General features: G+C 42.2%; 19 protein-coding genes. 9 read left to right on the top strand and 10 right to left on the bottom strand.

Translation table 11 applies throughout. The features are described 5' to 3' along the window. Positions 1 to 248: 248 nt before the first annotated feature. Positions 249 to 1151, bottom strand: coding sequence for a DMT family transporter (locus tag CSV68_RS09405; RefSeq protein WP_099635624.1), 903 nt, complete (start codon positions 1149 to 1151; stop codon positions 249 to 251). A 125-nt stretch (positions 1152 to 1276) separates the two neighbouring features. On the opposite strand from CSV68_RS09405, the gene CSV68_RS09400 reads away from it, so the two are divergent. Then, positions 1277 to 1999 (top strand): MgtC/SapB family protein, encoded by a 723-nt coding sequence (locus CSV68_RS09400; protein WP_099635625.1) that lies wholly within the window; start codon positions 1277 to 1279, stop codon positions 1997 to 1999. A gap of 108 nt (positions 2000 to 2107) precedes the next feature. On the opposite strand, the gene CSV68_RS09395 is transcribed toward CSV68_RS09400, so the two are convergent. Continuing rightward, positions 2108 to 3271 carry an iron-containing alcohol dehydrogenase gene (locus CSV68_RS09395; protein WP_099661984.1) on the bottom strand — a complete coding sequence of 388 codons (1164 nt, stop codon included), beginning with the start codon at positions 3269 to 3271 and terminating at the stop codon, positions 2108 to 2110. A gap of 104 nt (positions 3272 to 3375) precedes the next feature. On the opposite strand from CSV68_RS09395, the gene CSV68_RS09390 reads away from it, so the two are divergent. Continuing rightward, a complete protein-coding gene (locus CSV68_RS09390) occupies positions 3376 to 3633 on the top strand; it encodes a DUF378 domain-containing protein (RefSeq protein ID WP_099661983.1) in 258 nt (85 codons plus the stop codon). Positions 3634 to 3683: 50 nt separating this feature from the next. On the opposite strand, the gene CSV68_RS09385 is transcribed toward CSV68_RS09390, so the two are convergent. From CSV68_RS09385 to pruA, 3 genes are all read right to left on the bottom strand, one after another. Next, on the bottom strand, positions 3684 to 4928 hold the full coding sequence (locus CSV68_RS09385; RefSeq protein ID WP_099635628.1) for a Glu/Leu/Phe/Val family dehydrogenase: 1245 nt from the start codon (positions 4926 to 4928) through the stop codon (positions 3684 to 3686). Positions 4929 to 5065: 137 nt separating this feature from the next. After that, positions 5066 to 6259: an ornithine--oxo-acid transaminase gene (locus CSV68_RS09380; RefSeq protein WP_099635629.1), complete on the bottom strand. Its 1194-nt coding sequence runs from the start codon at positions 6257 to 6259 to the stop codon at positions 5066 to 5068. Between the two features lie 33 nt (positions 6260 to 6292). Further along, a complete protein-coding gene (pruA, locus tag CSV68_RS09375) occupies positions 6293 to 7837 on the bottom strand; it encodes an L-glutamate gamma-semialdehyde dehydrogenase (protein WP_099635630.1) in 1545 nt (514 codons plus the stop codon). 171 nt (positions 7838 to 8008) lie between these two features. Between pruA and CSV68_RS09370 the strand changes: the two genes are divergently transcribed. Then, positions 8009 to 9319 carry a sigma 54-interacting transcriptional regulator gene (locus CSV68_RS09370; RefSeq protein WP_233192897.1) on the top strand — a complete coding sequence of 437 codons (1311 nt, stop codon included), beginning with the start codon at positions 8009 to 8011 and terminating at the stop codon, positions 9317 to 9319. 199 nt (positions 9320 to 9518) lie between these two features. Here CSV68_RS09370 and yugI read toward each other — a convergent pair whose 3' ends face one another. The 4 genes from yugI to CSV68_RS09350 form a co-directional block, all read right to left on the bottom strand. Then, complete coding sequence (gene yugI / locus CSV68_RS09365) at positions 9519 to 9893, bottom strand: S1 domain-containing post-transcriptional regulator GSP13 (RefSeq protein ID WP_029054404.1); 375 nt, start codon at positions 9891 to 9893, stop codon at positions 9519 to 9521. A gap of 117 nt (positions 9894 to 10010) precedes the next feature. After that, positions 10011 to 10277 (bottom strand): DUF1871 family protein, encoded by a 267-nt coding sequence (locus tag CSV68_RS09360; protein ID WP_099635631.1) that lies wholly within the window; start codon positions 10275 to 10277, stop codon positions 10011 to 10013. A gap of 114 nt (positions 10278 to 10391) precedes the next feature. Next, on the bottom strand, positions 10392 to 10613 hold the full coding sequence (locus CSV68_RS09355; protein WP_099635632.1) for a hypothetical protein: 222 nt from the start codon (positions 10611 to 10613) through the stop codon (positions 10392 to 10394). Between the two features lie 29 nt (positions 10614 to 10642). Further along, positions 10643 to 11233 (bottom strand): peptidylprolyl isomerase, encoded by a 591-nt coding sequence (locus CSV68_RS09350; RefSeq protein WP_099635633.1) that lies wholly within the window; start codon positions 11231 to 11233, stop codon positions 10643 to 10645. Positions 11234 to 11899: 666 nt separating this feature from the next. On the opposite strand from CSV68_RS09350, the gene CSV68_RS09345 reads away from it, so the two are divergent. Both CSV68_RS09345 and CSV68_RS09340 read left to right on the top strand, forming a co-directional pair. Further along, entirely contained in the window at positions 11900 to 13141 is a 1242-nt protein-coding gene (locus tag CSV68_RS09345; protein WP_099634494.1) for an MFS transporter, read from the top strand. Positions 13142 to 13262: 121 nt separating this feature from the next. Next, entirely contained in the window at positions 13263 to 15116 is a 1854-nt protein-coding gene (locus CSV68_RS09340) for a transglycosylase domain-containing protein (protein WP_233192896.1), read from the top strand. Between the two features lie 46 nt (positions 15117 to 15162). Here CSV68_RS09340 and CSV68_RS09335 read toward each other — a convergent pair whose 3' ends face one another. Beyond that, positions 15163 to 15735 carry a DUF5366 family protein gene (locus CSV68_RS09335; protein WP_099634495.1) on the bottom strand — a complete coding sequence of 191 codons (573 nt, stop codon included), beginning with the start codon at positions 15733 to 15735 and terminating at the stop codon, positions 15163 to 15165. 182 nt (positions 15736 to 15917) lie between these two features. On the opposite strand from CSV68_RS09335, the gene CSV68_RS09330 reads away from it, so the two are divergent. The 4 genes from CSV68_RS09330 to CSV68_RS09315 are packed head-to-tail and all read left to right on the top strand — an operon-like array spanning position 15918 to position 20553. Next, positions 15918 to 18326 carry a Na+/H+ antiporter subunit A gene (locus CSV68_RS09330; RefSeq protein WP_099634496.1) on the top strand — a complete coding sequence of 803 codons (2409 nt, stop codon included), beginning with the start codon at positions 15918 to 15920 and terminating at the stop codon, positions 18324 to 18326. Then, positions 18313 to 18735 carry a Na(+)/H(+) antiporter subunit B gene (locus tag CSV68_RS09325; protein WP_029054412.1) on the top strand — a complete coding sequence of 141 codons (423 nt, stop codon included), beginning with the start codon at positions 18313 to 18315 and terminating at the stop codon, positions 18733 to 18735. Before CSV68_RS09330 ends, CSV68_RS09325 begins: the two co-directional genes overlap by 14 nt. Beyond that, positions 18735 to 19076 (top strand): Na(+)/H(+) antiporter subunit C, encoded by a 342-nt coding sequence (locus tag CSV68_RS09320; RefSeq protein ID WP_099661982.1) that lies wholly within the window; start codon positions 18735 to 18737, stop codon positions 19074 to 19076. Before CSV68_RS09325 ends, CSV68_RS09320 begins: the two co-directional genes overlap by 1 nt. Next, a complete protein-coding gene (locus CSV68_RS09315) occupies positions 19069 to 20553 on the top strand; it encodes a Na+/H+ antiporter subunit D (RefSeq protein WP_099661981.1) in 1485 nt (494 codons plus the stop codon). The genes CSV68_RS09320 and CSV68_RS09315 overlap by 8 nt, the downstream gene beginning before the upstream one ends. Positions 20554 to 20559 lie beyond the last annotated feature (6 nt).

The following is a 20559-nucleotide window of genomic DNA, read 5'->3' as shown; positions in this document are numbered from 1 at the left end:
TGCTGGCATCAATTAAGATACTCATTTTGTTTGTGTCACCGTTAGGTGCACAAACTGTATTTCGTTAACGTTTTGCTGTTCAGTTTTCAAGGTTCGTGTTTGTCAGTCGTATAAAAGCGACTTCTCTATATTACACTCGTCGCTTATCGAAGTCAACAACTTTTTAAAAGAAATTTTTCTTTGTTTTCGTTGTTCTCGATTACGTCCGAAGCGACAAGAACTAATATACAATAGATCGTATAGAGAAATCAAGTGTTTTTCGTAAATAGTTTTTTATTTATTGCTTTTACATCAATGACAAACAGCAAAACCCCTGCCAGGACAACGATTGCGCCTCCTAATTGAAGAGAAGTTATTTTTTCGTGCAACACGAAATATGCGGCTATGGAAGCGAGTACCGGTTCAAACAAGATGGCGATCGACACAACATTTGTGCTCACCCATTTGACTGCCCAGTTAAATAACGTATGCCCTAATAGATTTGGCAAGATCGCCAGAGCTAAAAACCATCCCCAATCCGCTGCGGGATATCCGAAGAAAGGCTCTTGCGTGAGAAGCACATAGAAAAAGAGAGTTACCGAACTTATAGAATACACAAGAAAAGTGTACGTCACGAGTGATATTCTTTTGCGTACATTCTGGCCAATTAATAAATATGCTGTAACGAATGCACAAGCGAGCAATGCAAGTAAATCCCCAAATAATGCAGCTCCGCTTACTTGAAAATCTCCCCAACTAATAATGAAGCTCCCTGTTAATGCAACGATAACAGCAGTCAACATTTTGCCTGTGATGATTTCTTTAAAGAACAGTGCTGTACCGGCTAATGCAAATATTGGTTGTAGCGTTACTAACACGGTGGAGCTAGCGACTGAAGTGTAGTTGAGCGATTCAAACCACAGTATAAAATGGATAGCAAGAAATATTCCTGAACTTGCGGTAAACAGCCAATCCTTTTTTGTTAATGAAGTAAGTTCGCTACGATAGGAAATTAAAAACAACGGAAGCATAATGACGGCCGAAAAGAACATACGATAAAAGGCGATGACTCCTGCATCGGCAGTAGCCATCTTTACAAAGATTGCAGACAGTCCAACAGTGAGGACACCAATCGCAATCGGTATGTAGGGATGAATTGACGGTTTATTCAAAATATCACTTCTCTTTCTATCTCTCTTCCCATTACAATAGAAGAAGAGGCCAGTACAAGTCGATTGCCGTATAAAAGAGAGTATATAGGTAATCTTCCTATTTTGTAAGTAAAGGAGGATAATTTATGTTCACATTACTTGCCGATTCCTTTAATGGAGAAGCATTAATTAAAATCAGTATTGCACTCGTACTTAGTATCATTATTGGTGTAGAGCGAGAAATCAAGAAAAAGCCTATTGGTCTGAAAACAAGCGCAGTCATTGCCACCTTCAGTTGTCTGTTGACAATTATCTCAATGGAAGCAGCTTACTTAGTCCCCTCTCGCAATGATATCAATATTACAATGGACCCTTTGCGGCTATCCGCACAAATTGTCAGCGGTATCGGTTTCCTTGGCGCCGGGGCTATATTGCGCAGAGATAATGATAATATTACGGGGCTTACTACGGCCGCGATGATTTGGGGTGCAGCGGGTATTGGCATCGCCGTAGGTGCAGGTTTCTACATCGAAGCATTTTTCACTGTAGTTAGCGTTATGATTGTTATTGAGCTAATAGCCCCTTTATTGGGCAAGTTCGGTCCTAAACGATTGCGTACTAAGGAAGCGAATTGTACGATTATCATTACTCAAAAGTCTAAAATTGACGATCTCGTAAAGTACTTGAAAGAAGAGCATATGGAAATTGACCATATGCGTATCAGACAATTCCAGACACCAGAACATCAATACCATCACGAATTGCAATTCAAACTTATGGCACATCCAAAAAAATCTACCTCTTCACTCTATATTGAACTCACTACACTCTCCTATGTAGAATCGGTGGAACTCGTAATTTATCCATAAAAAAAACGCCAAGTCCACGTGACCTGACGTTATAAACTGAAAGCAAACCCGCTCGCAGGCTTTGTTTTCAGTCTTTTTATTTATTCAAATTACATAGAACTATAGAAATCACAAGCTAGCTTTCAATAAAGATAGCACTTCATCCTCAGATAGCTTAGCAAACCCACCGACCGGACCATTCACAGCTGCTTTTTCTGCCATTAACTCTAATTTAGAGTCATCAATATCATAATCCGCCAGCGTGACGGGTGCGCCAATCTTCTTCCAGTAAGCACTCAAACGGTCGATTCCTTCCATAGCCACTTCTTCATCCGTCTTATCAGCTGGATCTACTCCGAACACATTAACAGCCAATTGAACAAAACGTTGTGGATTTTTCGGGAATGTTTGCTTCATCCAGTGCGGGAATAAAATTGCTAAACCGCCAGCGTGAGGTATATCGTAGACGGCAGATACCGCGTGTTCGATATTATGCGTACCCCAGTCTCCTCTTGTACCCATTGATAGGAAACCGTTTAATCCCCAAACCCCTGCAAACATCATAGACTCGCGAAGCTCTATGTTCTCAGGATCTTTCACGAGTTGCTCCCCAGTTTTCATAACGGAACGTAATGCCGCTTCACATATTTCATCCTGTAACGAAGCATTGTTTGCCGTATGGAAATATTGCTCGAAGATATGGGACATCGTATCCACAATACCATTCACTGTTTGATCAAGTGGCACGGACAATGTGTATTTAGGATCCAATATAGAGAACTTTGGATAGCTTAACGGTCCACCCCAGCCATATTTTTCTTGTGTTTCTTCATTCGTAATAACAGAACCTGCATTCATTTCTGAACTAGTTGCAGTGATCGTTAGCACCGTGCCAAATGGAAGTGCCTCTTTAGGTGTTGCTTTACCTGTTACGAAATCCCAAGGGTCACCGTCGTATTTCGCTGCGGAAGCAATCAACTTAGTACAGTCAATTACAGACCCACCACCAGCTGCAAGAATCACATCGATATTATGCTCTTTACAAAGCTCCGCTCCTCTTTTAGCTGTCGACAGTCGTGGGTTCGGTTCAACACCAGGCATGTCTACTACTTCAAAATCATTGTCGTTCAACAATTTCGTTATTTCATCATATAGGCCATTGCGCTTAATACTGCCGCCACCATATACAAGCAAAACCTTTTTACCGAATGTTTCAAGTTCTTTTGGTAAATGTTGCAATTGATCTGTGCCGAAAATTAATTTTGTCGGATTGTTGAAAATAAAATTATCCAAATCGTACGCCTCCTTCTTCCTACTCCCTATTATGAAAAAGATGTATTTACGATGCAAGTATAGTGTTCTGAAAACAGGATATACTTTTTGTAGGAGGAGATAAAATGGAAACTTTACAAAAAGTTACGTTAGCGATCGCACTTATCGGTGCATTAAACTGGGGAGTTGTCGGGATTTTCCGTTTCGATGTCATTGCTCAACTGACAGAAGGCGCCTATCAACCACTAGCACGCTTTCTTTATATCGTCATCGGTTTGTCTGGTCTCGTGGCGTTACAAGTTCTCTTTACGTATTGGCGCAGGGAAGAGGAGCCGAAATCAACAGAAGAAATTCGATCCGCTTCATCTATCGAACAAATATAAAAGGCATCTCCTCACACTCGAGGAGATGCCTTTTATTATTACTATTATTATTATACCCAGCCACGGAAACGGCTTGCTTCCGCTGTTTTACGTACACCAACCATATATGCCGCTAAACGCATATCGATATTACGTGTAGACGATACGTTATATACATTTTCAAATGCCAGAACCATTTTCGCTGTCATTTTTTCACGTACTTCTTCTTCAGACCAGTAATACCCCATATTATTCTGAACCCATTCGAAATACGATACAGTTACGCCACCAGCACTAGCCAATACATCAGGCACTAGTAGAATACCGCGATCTGTTAGGATTTTTGTAGCTTCCGAAGTAGTTGGACCGTTAGCTGCTTCCACTACGATGTTCGCTTTAATATTATGAGCATTTTTTTCAGTGATCTGATTTTCGATAGCAGCTGGAACTAGAATATCACATTCCATTTCGAGAAGTTCCGCGTTTGTTAGCGTATTGTCGAATAGTGTAGTAACTGTTCCGAAACTGTCACGACGATCTAGTAGATAGTCGATATCTAAACCATCAGGGTCATACAATGCACCGTATGCATCGGAAATCCCGATTACTTTCGCACCTGAATCATGTAAAAACTTAGATAGGAAGCTTCCCGCGTTACCGAATCCTTGAATGATTACGCGTGCACCCTTCATATCAATATTACGACGTTTCGCCGCTTCATTAATAATTATCGTTACACCCTCAGCTGTTGCACGCTCGCGGCCGTGTGAACCACCAAGTACAACTGGCTTGCCTGTAATGAAACCAGGTGAGTTGAATTCATCTATCTTACTATATTCATCCATCATCCATGCCATGATTTGTGAATTCGTAAAGACGTCCGGTGCAGGAATATCCTTTGCAGGTCCCATTACCTGACTAAGTGCACGCACATAGCCACGGCTCAAACGTTCTAATTCACCCATCGACATTTCTCGCGGATCGCATATGATACCGCCTTTAGCACCGCCATATGGCAAGTCTACAATTCCTGCTTTAAGTGTCATCCACATAGAAAGCGCCTTCACTTCATCAGCACTTACGTTAGGATGGAAACGAATTCCACCTTTTGTGGGTCCAACTGCATCATTGTGTTGTCCGCGGTATCCTGTAAATACTTTTACTTTTCCATCGTCCATACGGATAGGAATACGCACTTCTACCATAAGAAGTGGTTCTTTCAATAGTTCATACATTCCTTCATCATAGCCTAGCTTTTCAAGTGCTTCTTTTATAACAACTTGTGTAGACGTAAATAGATTCAGGTTTTCTGTCATTGTATGGCTCGCCTCTTTGTTTGTTATTGTCTTTCACGGACACATTATAACACGAGCATTGTCAAACATCCACACATCGATTCCAAATCTTTTCCGAATTTTTTCGTTTGATAAAAAGCTTGGCGGCAAGGTATTACTTACTTGTTAAATACTGTGCGAATCTTATCCAATGCCCAGTCTAACTCCTCTTTCGTGATGATCAAGGGAGGAGCGAAACGAATTACGGTATCATGTGTTTCTTTACATAATAAACCAAGGTCTTTTAATTCTTCGCAATACGGACGTGCTTCTTCTGTCAATTCCATTCCAATAAACAATCCGCGTCCACGCACTTCCTTTATTGAAGGATGTGTTAGTTTCTTCAATTCATCCATGAAATAGTTTCCTAATTCTTTGGATTGCTTCGCAAGCTCCTCGTCTTCCAACACCTCAAGTGCCGCTATGGATACTGCGCATGCCATTGGATTTCCACCAAATGTAGATCCGTGAGATCCTGGATTGAATACGCCTAGGATATCATCATTCGCAAGTACACAGGAAATTGGGAATACTCCTCCACCCAGTGCCTTTCCAAGGATATACATATCCGGTGTGACACCATCATATTGACATGCAAACATTTCCCCTGTTCGACAGAGTCCTGCTTGAATTTCATCAGCAATAAAGAGAATGTTTTCTTTTTTACATAGTTCGGATGCTTCCTTCATGAATCCTTCTGGAGGAATGATGATTCCAGCTTCACCTTGGATCGGTTCAATCAGGAATGCAGCAGTATTTGAAGTAATAGCCGCTTTCAATGCCTCGATATCCCCGTACTCTACTAATTTGATCCCCGGTAGCAATGGACCAAATCCTTTTTTATATTCTGGATCAGATGACAATGAAACCGCACCCAGTGTACGGCCGTGGAAGTTTCCTACACATGCAATGATTTCTGCATGATTGCCCGCTACACCTTTCACGTCATACGCCCAGCGTCTTGCTGCTTTCAAAGCAGTCTCCACTGCCTCTGCACCTGTGTTCATCGGTAATACCATGTTTTTACCTGAAAGCTCTGCCATCTTTTCATACCACGGACCCAATTGGTCATTATGGAATGCACGTGACGTTAGCGTGACACGATCGGCTTGATCCTTCAGCGCTTGAATGATTTTCGGATGGCGGTGTCCTTGGTTGAGTGCCGAGTAGGCAGCCAACATATCCATATACTTATTGCCTTCAGGATCTGTTACCCAGACACCTTCCGCTTCAGAAATTACAATCGGTAGCGGATTATAGTTATTCGCACCGTATTTTTTTGTTTTTTCAATAACATTCGTCGTTTTCGTCATATCCGTTCACTCCTTCAAATTCACTTCAACGTTTTACAGCATCTCTGATGTAGTTTTTCCTTGCATATGCAACTGCAAGTAATCAGGTCCGCCAGCTTTTGAATCGGTACCGGACATATTGAAACCGCCAAATGGCTGGTAGCCAACGATAGCGCCTGTACAACCTCTATTGAAATACAGATTTCCTACATGGAAGTCTTCACGAGCTTGCTCAATATGGTGACGGTTCTTTGTGATGACCGCACCTGTTAGGCCGTAGTCTGTATCGTTCGCAAATTTAATCGCTTCTGTAAATGATGAAGCTTTTGAAAGTGCCACAACCGGACCAAAGATTTCTTCTTGAGAAATACGTGCATTTGGATCTACGTCTGCGAATACAGTTGGCGCTATGAAATAACCTTTTGAATCGTCGCCAGTTCCACCTGCAATAAGACGTCCCTCTTGCTTACCAATTTCAATATAATCCATGATTTTATCGAATGCAGCCTGATCAATAACTGGACCGGCTGTGTTTTTCCCATCGATTGGATCGCCCCAGTTGTATGTCTTCGTGATTTCTTCTACACGCTTTACCACTTCATCGTAGACATCTTCATGAATGATGGCGCGAGAACACGCTGAACACTTTTGACCACTGAATCCAAATGATGAGGAAACGATAGATTGCGCAGCCAATTCCAAATCTGCTTCATTATCGACAACAATTGTATCTTTACCGCCCATTTCTGCAATTACACGTTTCAGCCAAATTTGACCGTCATGTACTTTTGCTGCGCGTTCAAAAATACGTGTACCTACTTCACGTGAACCTGTGAATGAAACGAAACGAGTATCTTTATGGTCAACCAAGTAGTCACCAATCTCAGAACCTGATCCTGGGATGAAGTTGACGACACCCGTTGGCATGCCTGCTTCTTCAAGGACTTCGATAAACTTATACGCAACAACTGTTGCTGTAGATGCTGGTTTCAACAGCACGGTGTTTCCTGTTACAAGTGCACCTACCGTTGTTCCCGCCATGATCGCAAACGCAAAATTCCATGGTGAAATGACTACACCTACACCCAGTGGTACATAATCGAATCGGTTATACTCTCCCGGTCTACTCTCCACATGCATACCCTCTTTTAGTGTAAGCATCTGGCGTGCATAATATTCCATAAAGTCGATTCCTTCAGCGACATCTGCATCCGCTTCATTCCAAGGCTTGCCTGCTTCTTTCGTAAGCAAAGCAGAAAACTCAAACTTGCGGCGTCTAACGATTGCAGCTGCCTTGAATAATACATCAGCGCGAAATTCCGGCTTAACTTTTCTCCACGTTTCGAATGTTTCTTTTGCAGTACTCATCGCTTGTTCTGCTAGATCACGACTAGCTTGCGAGACGTTACCGATAATCTCTTTTTTATCGGAAGGGTTAGTGGATGCTAACTTCTTATCTGTCATTATGCGTTCACCGCCGATAATTAGCGGATAATCTTGCCCAATATAGCTTTCTACGATTTTAAAGCCTTCTTCATATGCTCTCTGGTTTTCTTTAACTGTAAAATCTGTGAATGGTTCATGTTTGTATGGAATCATTTGGAATCAAATCCTCCTTTATAATTAGGGCGCAAAATATATTTGCGTTTGGTAGCGTTTACATTTATAATGATGCAAGAAAACGTTGCACATTGCAAGTGTTTTGATGTAATTATTTTTAAATTCTACTAATTTAGCAACTGAAATTTGATACGTACTTATGTTAGGAAGGTGATTCAAATAAATACACACGAAAATTTATTGAATAGATGCAATCAGTTTGCAGTGGATCATGCAAATATCGGTATACACGCTGTGGATCATTTTGGAAGAACCATTGTCTATAATCGTAAAATGAAGGAAATCGAAGGATTAAATCTTGAAGATATAAAAGAGCATTCTATTTTGGAGCTATTTAACTTTGATAAAAATGAGAGTACGTTATTGAAAGTATTGCAAAGTGGAGAACCCCAATTGCGTGTGAAGCAGAGATACTGGAATACGAATAAAGTAGAAATCACGACGATGAACGACACTTACCCTATTTATGAACAGCAGGAATTAATCGGGGCGATTGAGTTCGCTCAAGATATTACGGCATTGGAAAAATTCGTTTTGCAACCACTACGTAAAAATCGCGGACCGATTACATTTAATCAACTCACCGCTCATTCATCTGCTATGAAGTCGGTCATTTCCACTGCTGAAAAAGCAGCAGCGGCCGGCTTGCCCGTTTTATTAATTGGGGAAACGGGAGTAGGAAAGGATAATCTTGCCGAAGCGATCCACTATGGGTCTGTAGACAACGAGCGAATATTCCACACATTCCATTGTCTCCATGCTGATACAGAGATCATCCAGCAACTCGAAGAAACTTTACAACAGCAACCACCTATGACGTTATTTTGCGAACGAATCGATAGTATATCCATTTCTTTGCAACAAGCTCTCCTATATGTCTTGCAGAAAACACCCGCCCATCAATTCATTGCGAGTATCGGGGATGACCCTGTCGAGCTTATCGCTTCTGGAACATTGCTAAAGGAACTCTATTACTTCTTCGCATCCTTCGCCATTAGGATCCCTCCCCTTAGGAAGCGTCCAGAAGATATTATCCCTTTTGCAGAATCGTATTTACAGATTAGAATAGAGTCGCTAGGAACAGGATTGACGAAAATCGATGACAAAGTGAGAGAATCACTTCATGCGTACGGCTGGCCTGGGAATTTGCGAGAGCTCGAGCTACTTCTCGATGAGGTTTCATCTATGCGTACAACAGAAGATACGCTGACATTTGATATGTTGCCTTTGCAATTTAAGATGAAGGTGGAGTCCATCGCGAATGACGCTTCAAAACCAAAAGACTTTGTTGTACAGAGCGATTCAAAACTGTTGCCGTTTGATCAGTATTTACGAGAAGCCGAAAGATATTATCTTCAAAAAGCCATGAAGTTGCATGATCACAACATTACGAAAACCGCCAGCTCTCTTGGCATGAGTAGACAGAACTTACAATACCGGTTAAGAAAGATGAAGGAATGAGTACATGGTAAAACTCTGTTGATCTTCTGATAGTTGCCATCCATTCAACGTTTCAGCTTCTAAAAACTACGATAAAACCTAGAAGTACAAGCAAAAAGCAATCTCCCAATACCTTAGAGATTAAACGACAGTATGTCTATTTTAAAAGCAAAAAAGGACTGTCGCAGAAGTCATAACCACTTCTGCGACAGTCCTTTTATTAACGTCCGGATTGTTCAATCCAGCCCTGTAGTTTATCTTTCAGTGAATTAAAGCCATCTGCATCTTGCTGATCTACACGTTCTTGCAATGATTGACGTGAACGGGAGTGATTCAGGTAAGAACTTGGTGGCTCTTGTAATGCACGGATCGATAAGCTGATTTTACTAGCTCCTTCATCCACATCCAATACTTTGACGTGAACTTCTTGCCCAACTTCCAAAAATTCATGAATGTCTTTAACGAATCCATACGTGATTTCAGAGATGTGCACTAAACCTTGCGTTGAAGCATCCAGCGCCACAAACGCACCGTACGGCTGTATTCCGGTAACTTTTCCGGTCAGCTCATCTCCTACTGCAAATTTGTGAGACATGCAAAACAGCTCCCAATCTAAAGTAGTATCTAGTCTGCCACTAAGGCCGCTTCATAGTATACCATATTTCAAAGTTTTGAACAAAAAAGAGCCATCCGAATAGATGGCGTGAAGCATTTAATATTGAACGATTGATTTAGCTTCATATTTAACAGCAATCAGTTTATAGGATATGTCCATACAGTTCTCTAGAGGTATCCAAATTTCATGGGTGTGCTCATAGACATCACGAATATATTTAGCCAAGTCTGCTGGATGATCTACATATTGAAGCTTCGTCACGATTTCAGCGATTTCCGCACCATCTGCATATTCCCCTTCTTGGAATGGATCCCATTGTTTAAGAAGTGAGACTGCTTTTTTATTCATTTCAATGGTTTGCATGATTCTTCACCTGATTTGTATTTTCTTTTAATGATAGCACAACAGGTTGTAAGAAAACAGTTAGAGATATTTTGACAGTTTACGAATCCGACAGATTAAAAAAGAACATCCCGATCAATCGATGGGATGTCCTGGATTTTTATGTTGTTGTCGCTCTTTTAAAATACGTTGTTCCAGCTCTTTCGTTTCTTCTTCCTGCCGTTTAGATTTCTTAATAATCCAACGAAATACGAACAGCATTATCGTCATAAAGACGACGAAAGAGATTGCTGCTGGGATGTATTCTGATTTATCTTCAGGAAAATAAAGAAACGGCATCAATAGAACGAAGTCCATGCTAGTTTCCCCCTACGAATCAAATCCGATTACTTTTGGATAATTTCGATTGATTCAATTTTAATCTCTTCTTTAGGCTTGTTATCACGGTTAGCTTTTGCATTCGCAATTTTGTCCACAACGTCCATTCCTTCTAGTACTTGACCAAATACAGAGTGCTTCTGATCCAAGTGTGGCGTTCCACCGTTTGCTTCATATGCATCTGCAATTTCTTCAGGCCATCCACCTTTTTTCAATTGTGACGCTGAAGCGCCAGCAAGTGAAGATGCTTGTACGATGAAGAATTGGCTACCGTTTGTATTCGGTCCAGCGTTTGCCATAGAAAGAGCACCACGTAAGTTGAATAGATCCATTGTAAACTCATCTTGGAATGTGTTGCCGTAGATACTTTCTCCACCCATTCCCGTTCCTGTTGGATCTCCACCTTGAATCATGAATTCAGGTATAACGCGGTGGAAAATAATCCCGTCGTAATAGCCGTTTTCTGCGTGAGTCAAGAAGTTTTCTACTGTTTTTGGAACTTGCTCTTTAAAAAGCTTGATTTTGATTGGCCCCATTGTTGTGTTCATCGTTACTAGTGCTTCGTTTTCTGCTACTTCAGTCGATAGTTGTGGATACATGATATTCCTCCTCAGATTTACGTGCATATTCATTTTGATGCGTGTTTTGTATATGAAAACAGTCTATCATATATGATACCAAAATTCGATAATTGTAACTGTGACAGTTAGTTGACAATGTTTATTGTGCTGAGAAAAAGCGCAATATGAGGAGAGGACAATGTTCATCTAGCTGCGGGAGACGTAGTTGCGTGTTCGCTCATTCATTCGTGTGAGCGATCATAGTTCGCGCCTATCCGCTCTATGGCGAGAGATAACTGCTCTACCTTGATCCGTATCCGCTCATACTTACGGGTTATGCGATCAGTCATGCCACTCAACCGCTCATTGCCCTACCGTATCTAGTGGGCAATTGCTGCCGCGCTCATTAATTCGTGTGAGCGATCATAGTTGTTGCGTAGCCGCTCTATAGCGAGAGATAACTGCTCTATCTTGATCCGTATCCGCTCATACTTACGGGTTATGCGATCAATCATGCCACTCAACCGCTCATAACCCTCTGCGTTTCCTCTACTTTTGAATCCCATAAGCCAATAAACGTCCTTCAATGGCAGCGGAACACCAAAATCTACTCCACATCAGGTGTAGGCACTAAGTTTCCTTCGACTGCCGAATTGTTTTATACTATGTACCATCTAAGCATTACAGGAGGAAGGCGGTTCAACGTTGAGTCGACATAAGAAAAATTTCATTATCATCTGGGTCACAAACTTTCTTGTAGCAGGGACGATGACGATGATTATGCCGTTCCTGTCGTTATATATTGAAACGTTTGGGGATTATTCTGATGCATACGTCCAGAAATGGGCAGGATTAATATTTGGTGCTACGTTTATTACTGCGCTGATTATGTCTCCTATTTGGGGACGATTTGCAGATCGTTTCGGCTTTAAGCCCATCTTGCTAATTAATGGTTTCGGGATTACAATTTCGGTCTTTTTGATGGGCTTTGTGAATTCCGTAGAAACCTTTTTCGTCTTAAGACTTCTAATGGGTCTAGTTACAGGATTTTTACCGACCTCATTAGCTTTCATTTCATCTCAGACGCCTCGTGAGGAAGCAGGTAAGATGCTCGGAACGCTGCAAATGGGCGGGGTTGCGGGTATGTTATTTGGACCTGTTCTTGGTGGTCTGATGGCTGATACGTTCGGTTTTGAGTATGCTTTCATCATCACGTCCGTTTCCGTACTGATCGCGACGTTGCTTGTGCTATTTGGGATTAAAGAAGAAGCGCGTGTCAAAGTGCGAAAAGTAGCGAAGTATTCACGGAAAGTCATTTTGGGCGGATTATTCAAACACCGTCTGATGTTCAACGTCATGGTCGTCACGACGTTGATCCAAGTCGGGAATTTCAGCATTCAACCGTTGCTGTCACTTTACGTAGCGGATTTGACTCACGCTGCAACGAATGTAGCGTTCCTTGCAGGGTTGACGTTTAGTGCTACAGGACTCGGTAATTTACTATTTGCCAGGTACTGGGGGAAGGTTGGCGACGATGTCGGGTATGAAAAAATTCTTGGATTACTGCTGATCATGTCGTTCGTCTTCATTATCCCGCAAGCGTTCGTTACGGAACTTTGGCAACTGGTCTTGCTGCGGTTCTTATTTGGTATCTCGACAGGTGGTATGATTCCACTGACGACAGCACTTGTCCGCCGAGAAGCGCCACTGGAAGTTCAAGGCGAAGTAATGGGTTACAACACGAGTTTCCGCTTCCTTGGTAATATTATCGGGCCAATGTTTGGTGGGATTGTTAGTGGATATATCGGGATTCCTGCAGTATTCATTGTGACGGGTGCATTGTTCATAGTCGGTTATTTGTTCTTATCTAGAGCAGTACGACGACCTACACAGGATTTCGAACACTTCTTGGAAGACCGGCAAGTTGAAGCAGACGAACACACATAATCTTAGCCCCGCAAACCGTTAATCGGTTGCGGGGCTTTTTATGTCCTATGATTCAGGCGGCACTTGTCGGTATATGTTATATTTTTCTATAGCTATGCGAATGTACAGGGAGGCTAGTAAGTTGAAACAAACGATTGGATTAGTAATCACGCTTGCTTGCGTTCCGCTATTATTATTTATCCAAAATCAAATCCACGAAGAAACCGTGCAGGCGAAAACATTGCATGCTTCTATTCGTGATGCAGTGCAGTTGGACGTGCCAGCCATGATCTCCCCTATTCAAATGAAAGACCGTAACGGGACTTTATTTGCGGAAGAATATACTGAATGGCGACAGCCGATTAATTTGCAAGATATGACGTTTTTCACGCGCCAGTTGTTTTTGAAAAGTGAAGACCGGACATTTTATGAGCATCGGGGCTATGATATTGCGGCGATCATTCGAGCTTTCACGATCAACGCAGCGGCAGACGCTAAACAGCAAGGAGCTTCAACTATTACACAGCAAGTCGTGCGGATGCGCTATTTATCGACTGAGAAAACGTATGAACGAAAGTTTAAAGAACTCTTCTTTGCAGCAGAACTGGAGAAGCAATCGTCAAAAGATGAAATTTTGGAAATGTATTTGAATGAAATGTATTTCGGCAATCAAGTGTACGGAATCGGCGGTGCGGCAAGCTATTACTTCAGTCGCCCTCTCGAAAAATTACATGAGGCAGAAATCGCATTTTTGGCTGCCATTCCAAACAATCCTTCGCTTTATAATCCAATCAAGCATTTCGATCAAACAAAAGAACGTCAACTACGACTTCTTCAAGTTATGCGCGACCAGCAAGTTATTACAGAAGAGCAATTTGAAGCGTACAGTACATTGCCTATTCAATTGAACGTCAAGAAAAAAGAGCAGTTTTATCCTATGTACAGCTCATACGTATTAGAAGAATTAAAAGAGCTCATCGCGCAGACAGAAAGGCTCGATGTGTCGATGAGTAAAGCGAAAACACCAGAAGAACGTCAACGCTGGCAAAATGAAATCAATCGTCGTACGCGCGAAGTGATCAGTAAAGGCGTGACAATCGATACGGCACTTGATCCAAACAAGCAACAGCATGATGAAAATCGTTTAAATGCACTGATTGGAACGGGTGGTGTGCAGGCTGGAGCTGCTGTGATCGACAATGACATGCGCGAAATCGTCAGTCTATATGCAGGTTCGGGCTATAATAAAACGGACTTCCATCGCGCGTATCAAGCGGTTCGACAACCAGGATCCGCTATTAAGCCTTTGCTTGTCTATGCACCATTTTTTGAAAGTGGTCCGTATCATGCGGATACTCCCGTCAACAGTAGCGATATTTGTATTGCAGGTTATTGTCCGAAAAACTTTGGCAACTATCAATTTGGTACGACTACAGTACGGGAAGCATTCCGCAATAGTTATAATTCGACGGCGGTACGTTTATTGCAACGGGTAGGGATTGACGAAGCTTTCTCACATTTAGCACCTTTTCATTTCCAACACATCGTGGCGGCTGATCGTTCTTATCCTGCAGCGCTCGGTGGATTTTCTAAAGGTGTCACACCGCTTGAGCTTGCCCAGGCGACTACAAGCTTTATCGATGGGACGTACTTGACGCCTCACGCGATTCGCTCGGTAAAGAATAGTAAAGGCGAAGTATTATACAAATGGAAAGATACGTCAAAAGCCGTTTGGTCCCCTTCTACAGTCAACAGTATTCGGTCGTTGATGAAAGAAGTGGTCGTCAACGGTTCAGGTGAAGGAATTACTTATACCACTCGCTATACTGGGGCAAAAACAGGAACGACCGATGCGTTTAAAGACTTGTGGACTATTGGTATGAATGACCGTTATACGTCAGCTGTTTGGATCGGATATGACAGACCGACACCCATTCCACTTCTGCGTGATCAAAAAATTCACCTGCGTGCATTTTCCTCGACGATGCGACCATAAAAGCCTTGCAAGGTCCGTTTACTTCGGATCTGCAAGGCTTTTCATTTTATTTCACTGGATTAGCTAACGGAATACTGGCGAGCAGCCCGTTGTATAGACGGAAAATGATGTACACTAGTCCCGCCACCAAGACACTCCAGATAATAATTTGGAAGAAAATCAAACCTACCGTGTGTGTCAGTGGCATGAATGGACTTAATTTGTAGACTACATACACAAAGTAGACGAATGAAGTGATGAGAAAGATCAATGCAAGCATCTTCCACGATTGAATACCGATTACCGAAACGATGGCACCGATAAAATAAATGACGACACCGGATTTTGAAGCGCTATACGATGCATCGGCTTCTTCTTTCAGGAAAAATAATAAGGCCGTTTCGTGAATGGTGACAGCAATCAGTTTTAAAGCCGCAAATAGCATGAAGAATACTAAAGAATACATTGTCAGCAAAAAGATACGCAATTGAAGATCTGATAAGAACTCCCTCATACCTTGATAGAGACCGATTTCTTTAAAGAGAATCAGTGTCTCCCCTACACTGTAGACACCAAAGGTCAAACTGAATAATAGCACGGTGACAAATGGTAAATAACTGAACAAATATGGATTTTTCATAATACCTCCGAAAAATAATTTTTCACCCTTCTAATAATATAAGAAGGAAGTCGAATAAAGCAATAATCGGTCAACTGTCGTCTATGCAATTTGAAATGTTTTACGCTATACTAACAAATACGCCCACGCTTATGCCTCGGGAATTTGAATATGTGAAGAACATGGTTGGAAGGAGGATTCTCTTGGAATTCGTGTTATTTATTTTTTTACCTGTAATCTTCGCGATACTTGTTCCTTTTGCTTATAAGAAAATTAAAGGAATACATACGGGTTGGTTTGTTTTATTAGTACCACTAGTGTTATTTAGCTATTACGTAAGCTTTTTACCGCTAGTCATGGATGGTGGTCATGCTATTTCTGAAATGAAATGGATTCCTTCACTTGGAATTGCGTTTACTTCATACATAGATGGTCTTAGTTTATTATTTACGCTATTGATCACCGGAATCGGTTCGTTAGTTGTATTGTACTCTGTGTTCTACATGGATAGGGAGAAAGAAGATCTTGGCAGCTTTTATGTCTACTTACTGATTTTCATGACCGCTATGCTCGGAGTTGTGCAATCTGACAACACGATGACACTCTATTTGTTCTGGGAGTTAACGTCCATTTCGTCCTTCTTATTGATTGGTTTTTGGTACACGAAGGACAAGTCACGTTTTGGCGCACTGAAATCGATGATGATTACGGTGTTTGGTGGATTAATGATGCTCGGGGCATTCATTTTACTCAGCATCATGGGAGAAACTTTCTCAGTACGGGAATTAATTGCCCAAGCTCCTGATCTGATGAATCAACCGTATTTCACTCTGGCATTGGTATTGCTCTTGCTAGGTGCCTTTACGAAGTCGGCACAATTCCCATTCTATATCTGGTTACCAGATGCAATGGAAGCGCCCACACCCGTTAGTGCGTATTTACACTCTGCCACGATGGTAAAGGCGGGTATTTATTTGGTCGCACGATTCACGCCGATTTTCGGCTCTGCGTCCACATGGATTTGGCTGGTCACTGGAATCGGATTGTTGACGCTGTTCTGGGGATCATTCTTCGCAGTAAAGCAAACGGATCTGAAAGCGATTTTAGCATTTTCAACAGTCAGTCAACTCGGTTTAATTATGTCTTTACTTGGGGCAGGTGCTATCTCCTATCATGCGACCGCAGCCATATTTGGCTTCGCGACGTATGCGGCGATTTTCCACTTAATTAACCACGCAGCATTTAAAGGTGGCCTCTTCATGATTGCAGGGATTATTGATCATGAAACCGGTACCAGAGATATTCGTAAGCTTGGTGGATTGATGAGCGTCATGCCGATCAGCTTTACCGTAGCGGCAATCGGTTCATTGTCTATGGCTGGCTTGCCACCGTTCAGTGGATTCTTAAGTAAAGAAATGTTTTTAGAATCTATGGTAGCGCTTCGACACTTTGAATTATTCAACTTCGATACATGGGGCATTATGTTCCCGATCGTCGCGTGGGTTGCCAGTGTGTTTACCTTTACGTACAGTATGTATTTTGTGTTAAAAACATTTATTGGACAGAAGAAGTTTGAACAATTGCCGAAACAACCGCATGAAGCACCGATTGGTATGCTAATTGCCCCTATGATTTTGGCAACGATCGTCATTCTTGTGTTCTTTATTCCGAATGTCATTGGTAAGTGGATTATTAAACCAGCTGTGATGGCGATTCAACCGACATTGTACGCAAGTCCTTCCGCTGTTGATATTCATGTCAAAGCATGGCATGGGTTCGGGGCTGCTGGCTTATGGCTGACAATCGGTGTGGTCGTATTCGGTACATTACTCTATCTAACCATTCCGAAATGGCAACCGTTTTATCGTATCCAGCCTGAAAAGCTATCGCTGAATAATGGCTATGATGCGCTGATGCGTGGAAGTGAAAAAGGATTGAATCGGGTTTCTCGTCTTTATATGACGGGCAAGATCCGGACATACTTATTGTATATGTTCGCCTTCATGTCGGTTACGATCATCGCGATCTTGTTCATCAAGGACGCATTTGTTCTCGATATGAATAGTTTCACAGCGATTACATTATACGGATCGTTAAATGCGATCGTGTTAATTTTATCTGTCGGATTTGTTGTGTTTGCGAAGTCTCGTCTAGCTGCCATTATCGCGCTTGGCGGCGTCGGGTATTCCGTCGCGTTATTCTTCGTCATCTTCAAAGCGCCAGACTTAGCATTGACGCAACTTGTAATCGAGACAGTATCCGTTGCGTTGTTCTTGCTAGCATTCAAGCATTTGCCGGCACTCAGTACGCACGGGGAAACAAAACGCAATAAAGTAGTCAACTTGATTGTTTCATTGAGTGTAGGTGTGATGGTGACATTGGTCGCCCTATCCAGCCACTCACAAAAAATGATCCCTTCGATTTCTCAATACTATAAAGATACGGTCGAGTCAGAAGCAGCTGGCGGAAATATCGTCAACGTCATTCTAGTAGATTACCGTGGATTTGATACATTATTTGAGATCGCAGTACTCGCTATTGCAGGGATCGCGGTACTTGGCATGATTCGCTTGCGTGTATCGAGAAAGGAGCCGAACGATGAAAACAAATGATGTTATTTTACAAACTACAGCCAAAGTAGTGTTTTTCATCATCTTCCTGTTCTCCATCCACATCTTTTTCGCGGGTCACTATGCACCAGGTGGAGGGTTCGTTGGTGGCTTGTTGACAACAGGGGCGATTGTGCTGTTGTTGTTGGCATTCGATTTACGTACGATCCAACAAATTCTACCGTTTAACTTTACGATCATGACTGCGATCGGATTATTGCTTGCATTAGGTACAGCGGCGGGCTCCATTTTCTTTAATGTGCCATTCTTCACACATGCATTCAGTGATTTTGATTTACCACTGTTCGGACATACGTCTCTTCATACAGCGATGTTGTTTGATAGTGGAGTGTACTTAGTTGTCGTCGGTTCCGCCATCACGATTATTCAATCGATTGGAGGCGATGACTGATGGAGTTTATTCTTGCGATTCTCGTCGGTATATTATTTACGGCAGCCGTCTATTTGATATTATCGAGGAGTTTACTAAAAGTGATTTTAGGTACTGGTTTGCTCAGTCATGGTGCGCATTTACTCATTCTAACGATGGGTGGACTCGGAGGCAACGCGGCTCCCGTTGTACTCGACGGTGTGACTGATTTTGCAGATCCCCTACCACAAGCATTGATCTTAACTGCGATCGTCATCAGTTTTGGTGTGACGGCGGTCATGCTTGTCATGGCATATCGGATGTATGCTGTACACCAAACAGATAATATGAATGAATTGAGAGGGAATGATGAACATGATTAATCTTCTTTTATTTCCGATCATTATTCCTTTCTTTTTCGCGATGATCTTATTGTTTTTCAAAGAGCAGGTGGTCATCCAGAGAGTGTTGACACTGATCGGATTGGCTCTCAGTCTAGTTGCTTCTTTTTGGCTTATCGCGACAGTGAAGACAGAAGGAATCCAAACCGTGACACTTGGGAGCTGGCCTGCACCATTCGGCATTACGATGGTGTCGGATATGTTCTCCGCCTTGCTCGTCACGACGACGATTATCATTACATTTTTTGTCGTCATCTATAGCTTTTCATCCATTGGTGTAGAAAGAGAGAGATTTTTCTACTATCCCGCGATTCTGTTCATGATTACAGGAATCAATGGCGCCTTCACAACAGGCGATATTTTCAATATGTTCGTATTTTTCGAAGTGCTACTGATCGCGTCCTATTTGCTGATTGTACTGGGCGGCGAGAAACGGCAACTTCGGGAATCCATTAAATACATATTGGTAAACGTCATTTCATCTGCCCTCTTCGTCGTTACGGTAGCGTATCTGTACTCGATCATCGGCACATTGAATATGGCGGATATTTCGGTAAAGATTGCCGAGATCAATCAACCAGGAATCATTTCTGTCATAGCGATTTTGTTTTTAATCGTTTTCGGAATTAAAGGAGCCATTTTCCCTTTGTATTTCTGGTTGCCCAATTCGTACGCTGCGCCACCGATACCGATTCTGGCATTGTTCGGTGCCTTACTGACTAAAGTAGGTGTCTATGCGATCACGCGTACTTATACGTTGTTTTTCGTACACGACATCGGGTTTACGCATCAGTTTCTAATGATCCTGTCGTTACTAACGATCATTGCTGGCTGTATCGGTGCCCTTGCGTATTTCGATTTAAAACAAATCATCATTTACAACATCATCATTGCAGTAGGTGTTATCTTGTTCGGCGTAGCTCAAATGAACACGTCTGGACTAGAAGGTGCGGTCTACTATTTGATTCATGATATGTTGATCAAAGGTGCATTGTTTGTCTTGATCGGTATCATTATTTATGCAACTGGCACATCGAACTTGCGGGAAATGGGCGGCTTAATTAAAACCCATGCAACGCTTGGTTGGACCTATTTAATCGCTGCGTTTGGTCTGGCTGGTATTCCTCCGTTGAGTGGATTTATTGGGAAAGTGCTCATCACGAAAGGTGCGTTTGAAGCGGATCATGTGATCGGCAGTATCATTATTTTGGCTTCTAGCCTCGTTGTGCTACTGTCCGTCATCCGAATTTTTATTTATGCATTTTGGGGTCCTCAGAAGAACGAGTTGCCTGTTCGTGATCAACGCACGTATCGCCAGATGATGTTCCCAGCTATTATGTTGGTACTCATTACGGTAGCATACGGTGTCGGTGCAGAGTGGCTTATGCCATATATGACGGATGCAGCGAATGTACTGGCTGATCCATCCATCTATATAAATGCGGTGTTAAAGGAGTAGAGGTCA

The sequence above is a fragment of the Sporosarcina sp. P29 genome, assembly GCF_002743265.1.
In the GTDB taxonomy this organism is placed as follows: domain Bacteria; phylum Bacillota; class Bacilli; order Bacillales_A; family Planococcaceae; genus Sporosarcina.
The sequence above is the reverse complement of the archived record's forward strand: the minus strand, read 5'-3'. Positions and strand labels throughout refer to the sequence as shown.

Excerpts from the sequence above, each read along its gene's own strand:
- CSV68_RS09320 (WP_099661982.1), top strand. The coding sequence starts at position 18,735 with ATGGAGTTTATTCTTGCGATTCTCGTCGGTATATTATTTACGGCAGCC.
- pruA (WP_099635630.1), bottom strand. The coding sequence starts at position 7,837 with ATGATTCCATACAAACATGAACCATTCACAGATTTTACAGTTAAAGAA.
- CSV68_RS09380 (WP_099635629.1), bottom strand. The coding sequence starts at position 6,259 with ATGACGAAAACGACGAATGTTATTGAAAAAACAAAAAAATACGGTGCG.
- CSV68_RS09360 (WP_099635631.1), bottom strand. The coding sequence starts at position 10,277 with ATGCAAACCATTGAAATGAATAAAAAAGCAGTCTCACTTCTTAAACAA.
- yugI (WP_029054404.1), bottom strand. The coding sequence starts at position 9,893 with ATGTCTCACAAATTTGCAGTAGGAGATGAGCTGACCGGAAAAGTTACC.
- CSV68_RS09355 (WP_099635632.1), bottom strand. The coding sequence starts at position 10,613 with ATGGACTTCGTTCTATTGATGCCGTTTCTTTATTTTCCTGAAGATAAA.
- CSV68_RS09350 (WP_099635633.1), bottom strand. The coding sequence starts at position 11,233 with ATGTATCCACAACTATCGACTGAAGTAGCAGAAAACGAAGCACTAGTA.
- CSV68_RS09335 (WP_099634495.1), bottom strand. The coding sequence starts at position 15,735 with ATGAAAAATCCATATTTGTTCAGTTATTTACCATTTGTCACCGTGCTA.
- CSV68_RS09400 (WP_099635625.1), top strand. The coding sequence starts at position 1,277 with ATGTTCACATTACTTGCCGATTCCTTTAATGGAGAAGCATTAATTAAA.
- CSV68_RS09390 (WP_099661983.1), top strand. The coding sequence starts at position 3,376 with ATGGAAACTTTACAAAAAGTTACGTTAGCGATCGCACTTATCGGTGCA.
- CSV68_RS09315 (WP_099661981.1), top strand. The coding sequence starts at position 19,069 with ATGATTAATCTTCTTTTATTTCCGATCATTATTCCTTTCTTTTTCGCG.
- CSV68_RS09325 (WP_029054412.1), top strand. The coding sequence starts at position 18,313 with ATGAAAACAAATGATGTTATTTTACAAACTACAGCCAAAGTAGTGTTT.
- CSV68_RS09385 (WP_099635628.1), bottom strand. The coding sequence starts at position 4,928 with ATGACAGAAAACCTGAATCTATTTACGTCTACACAAGTTGTTATAAAA.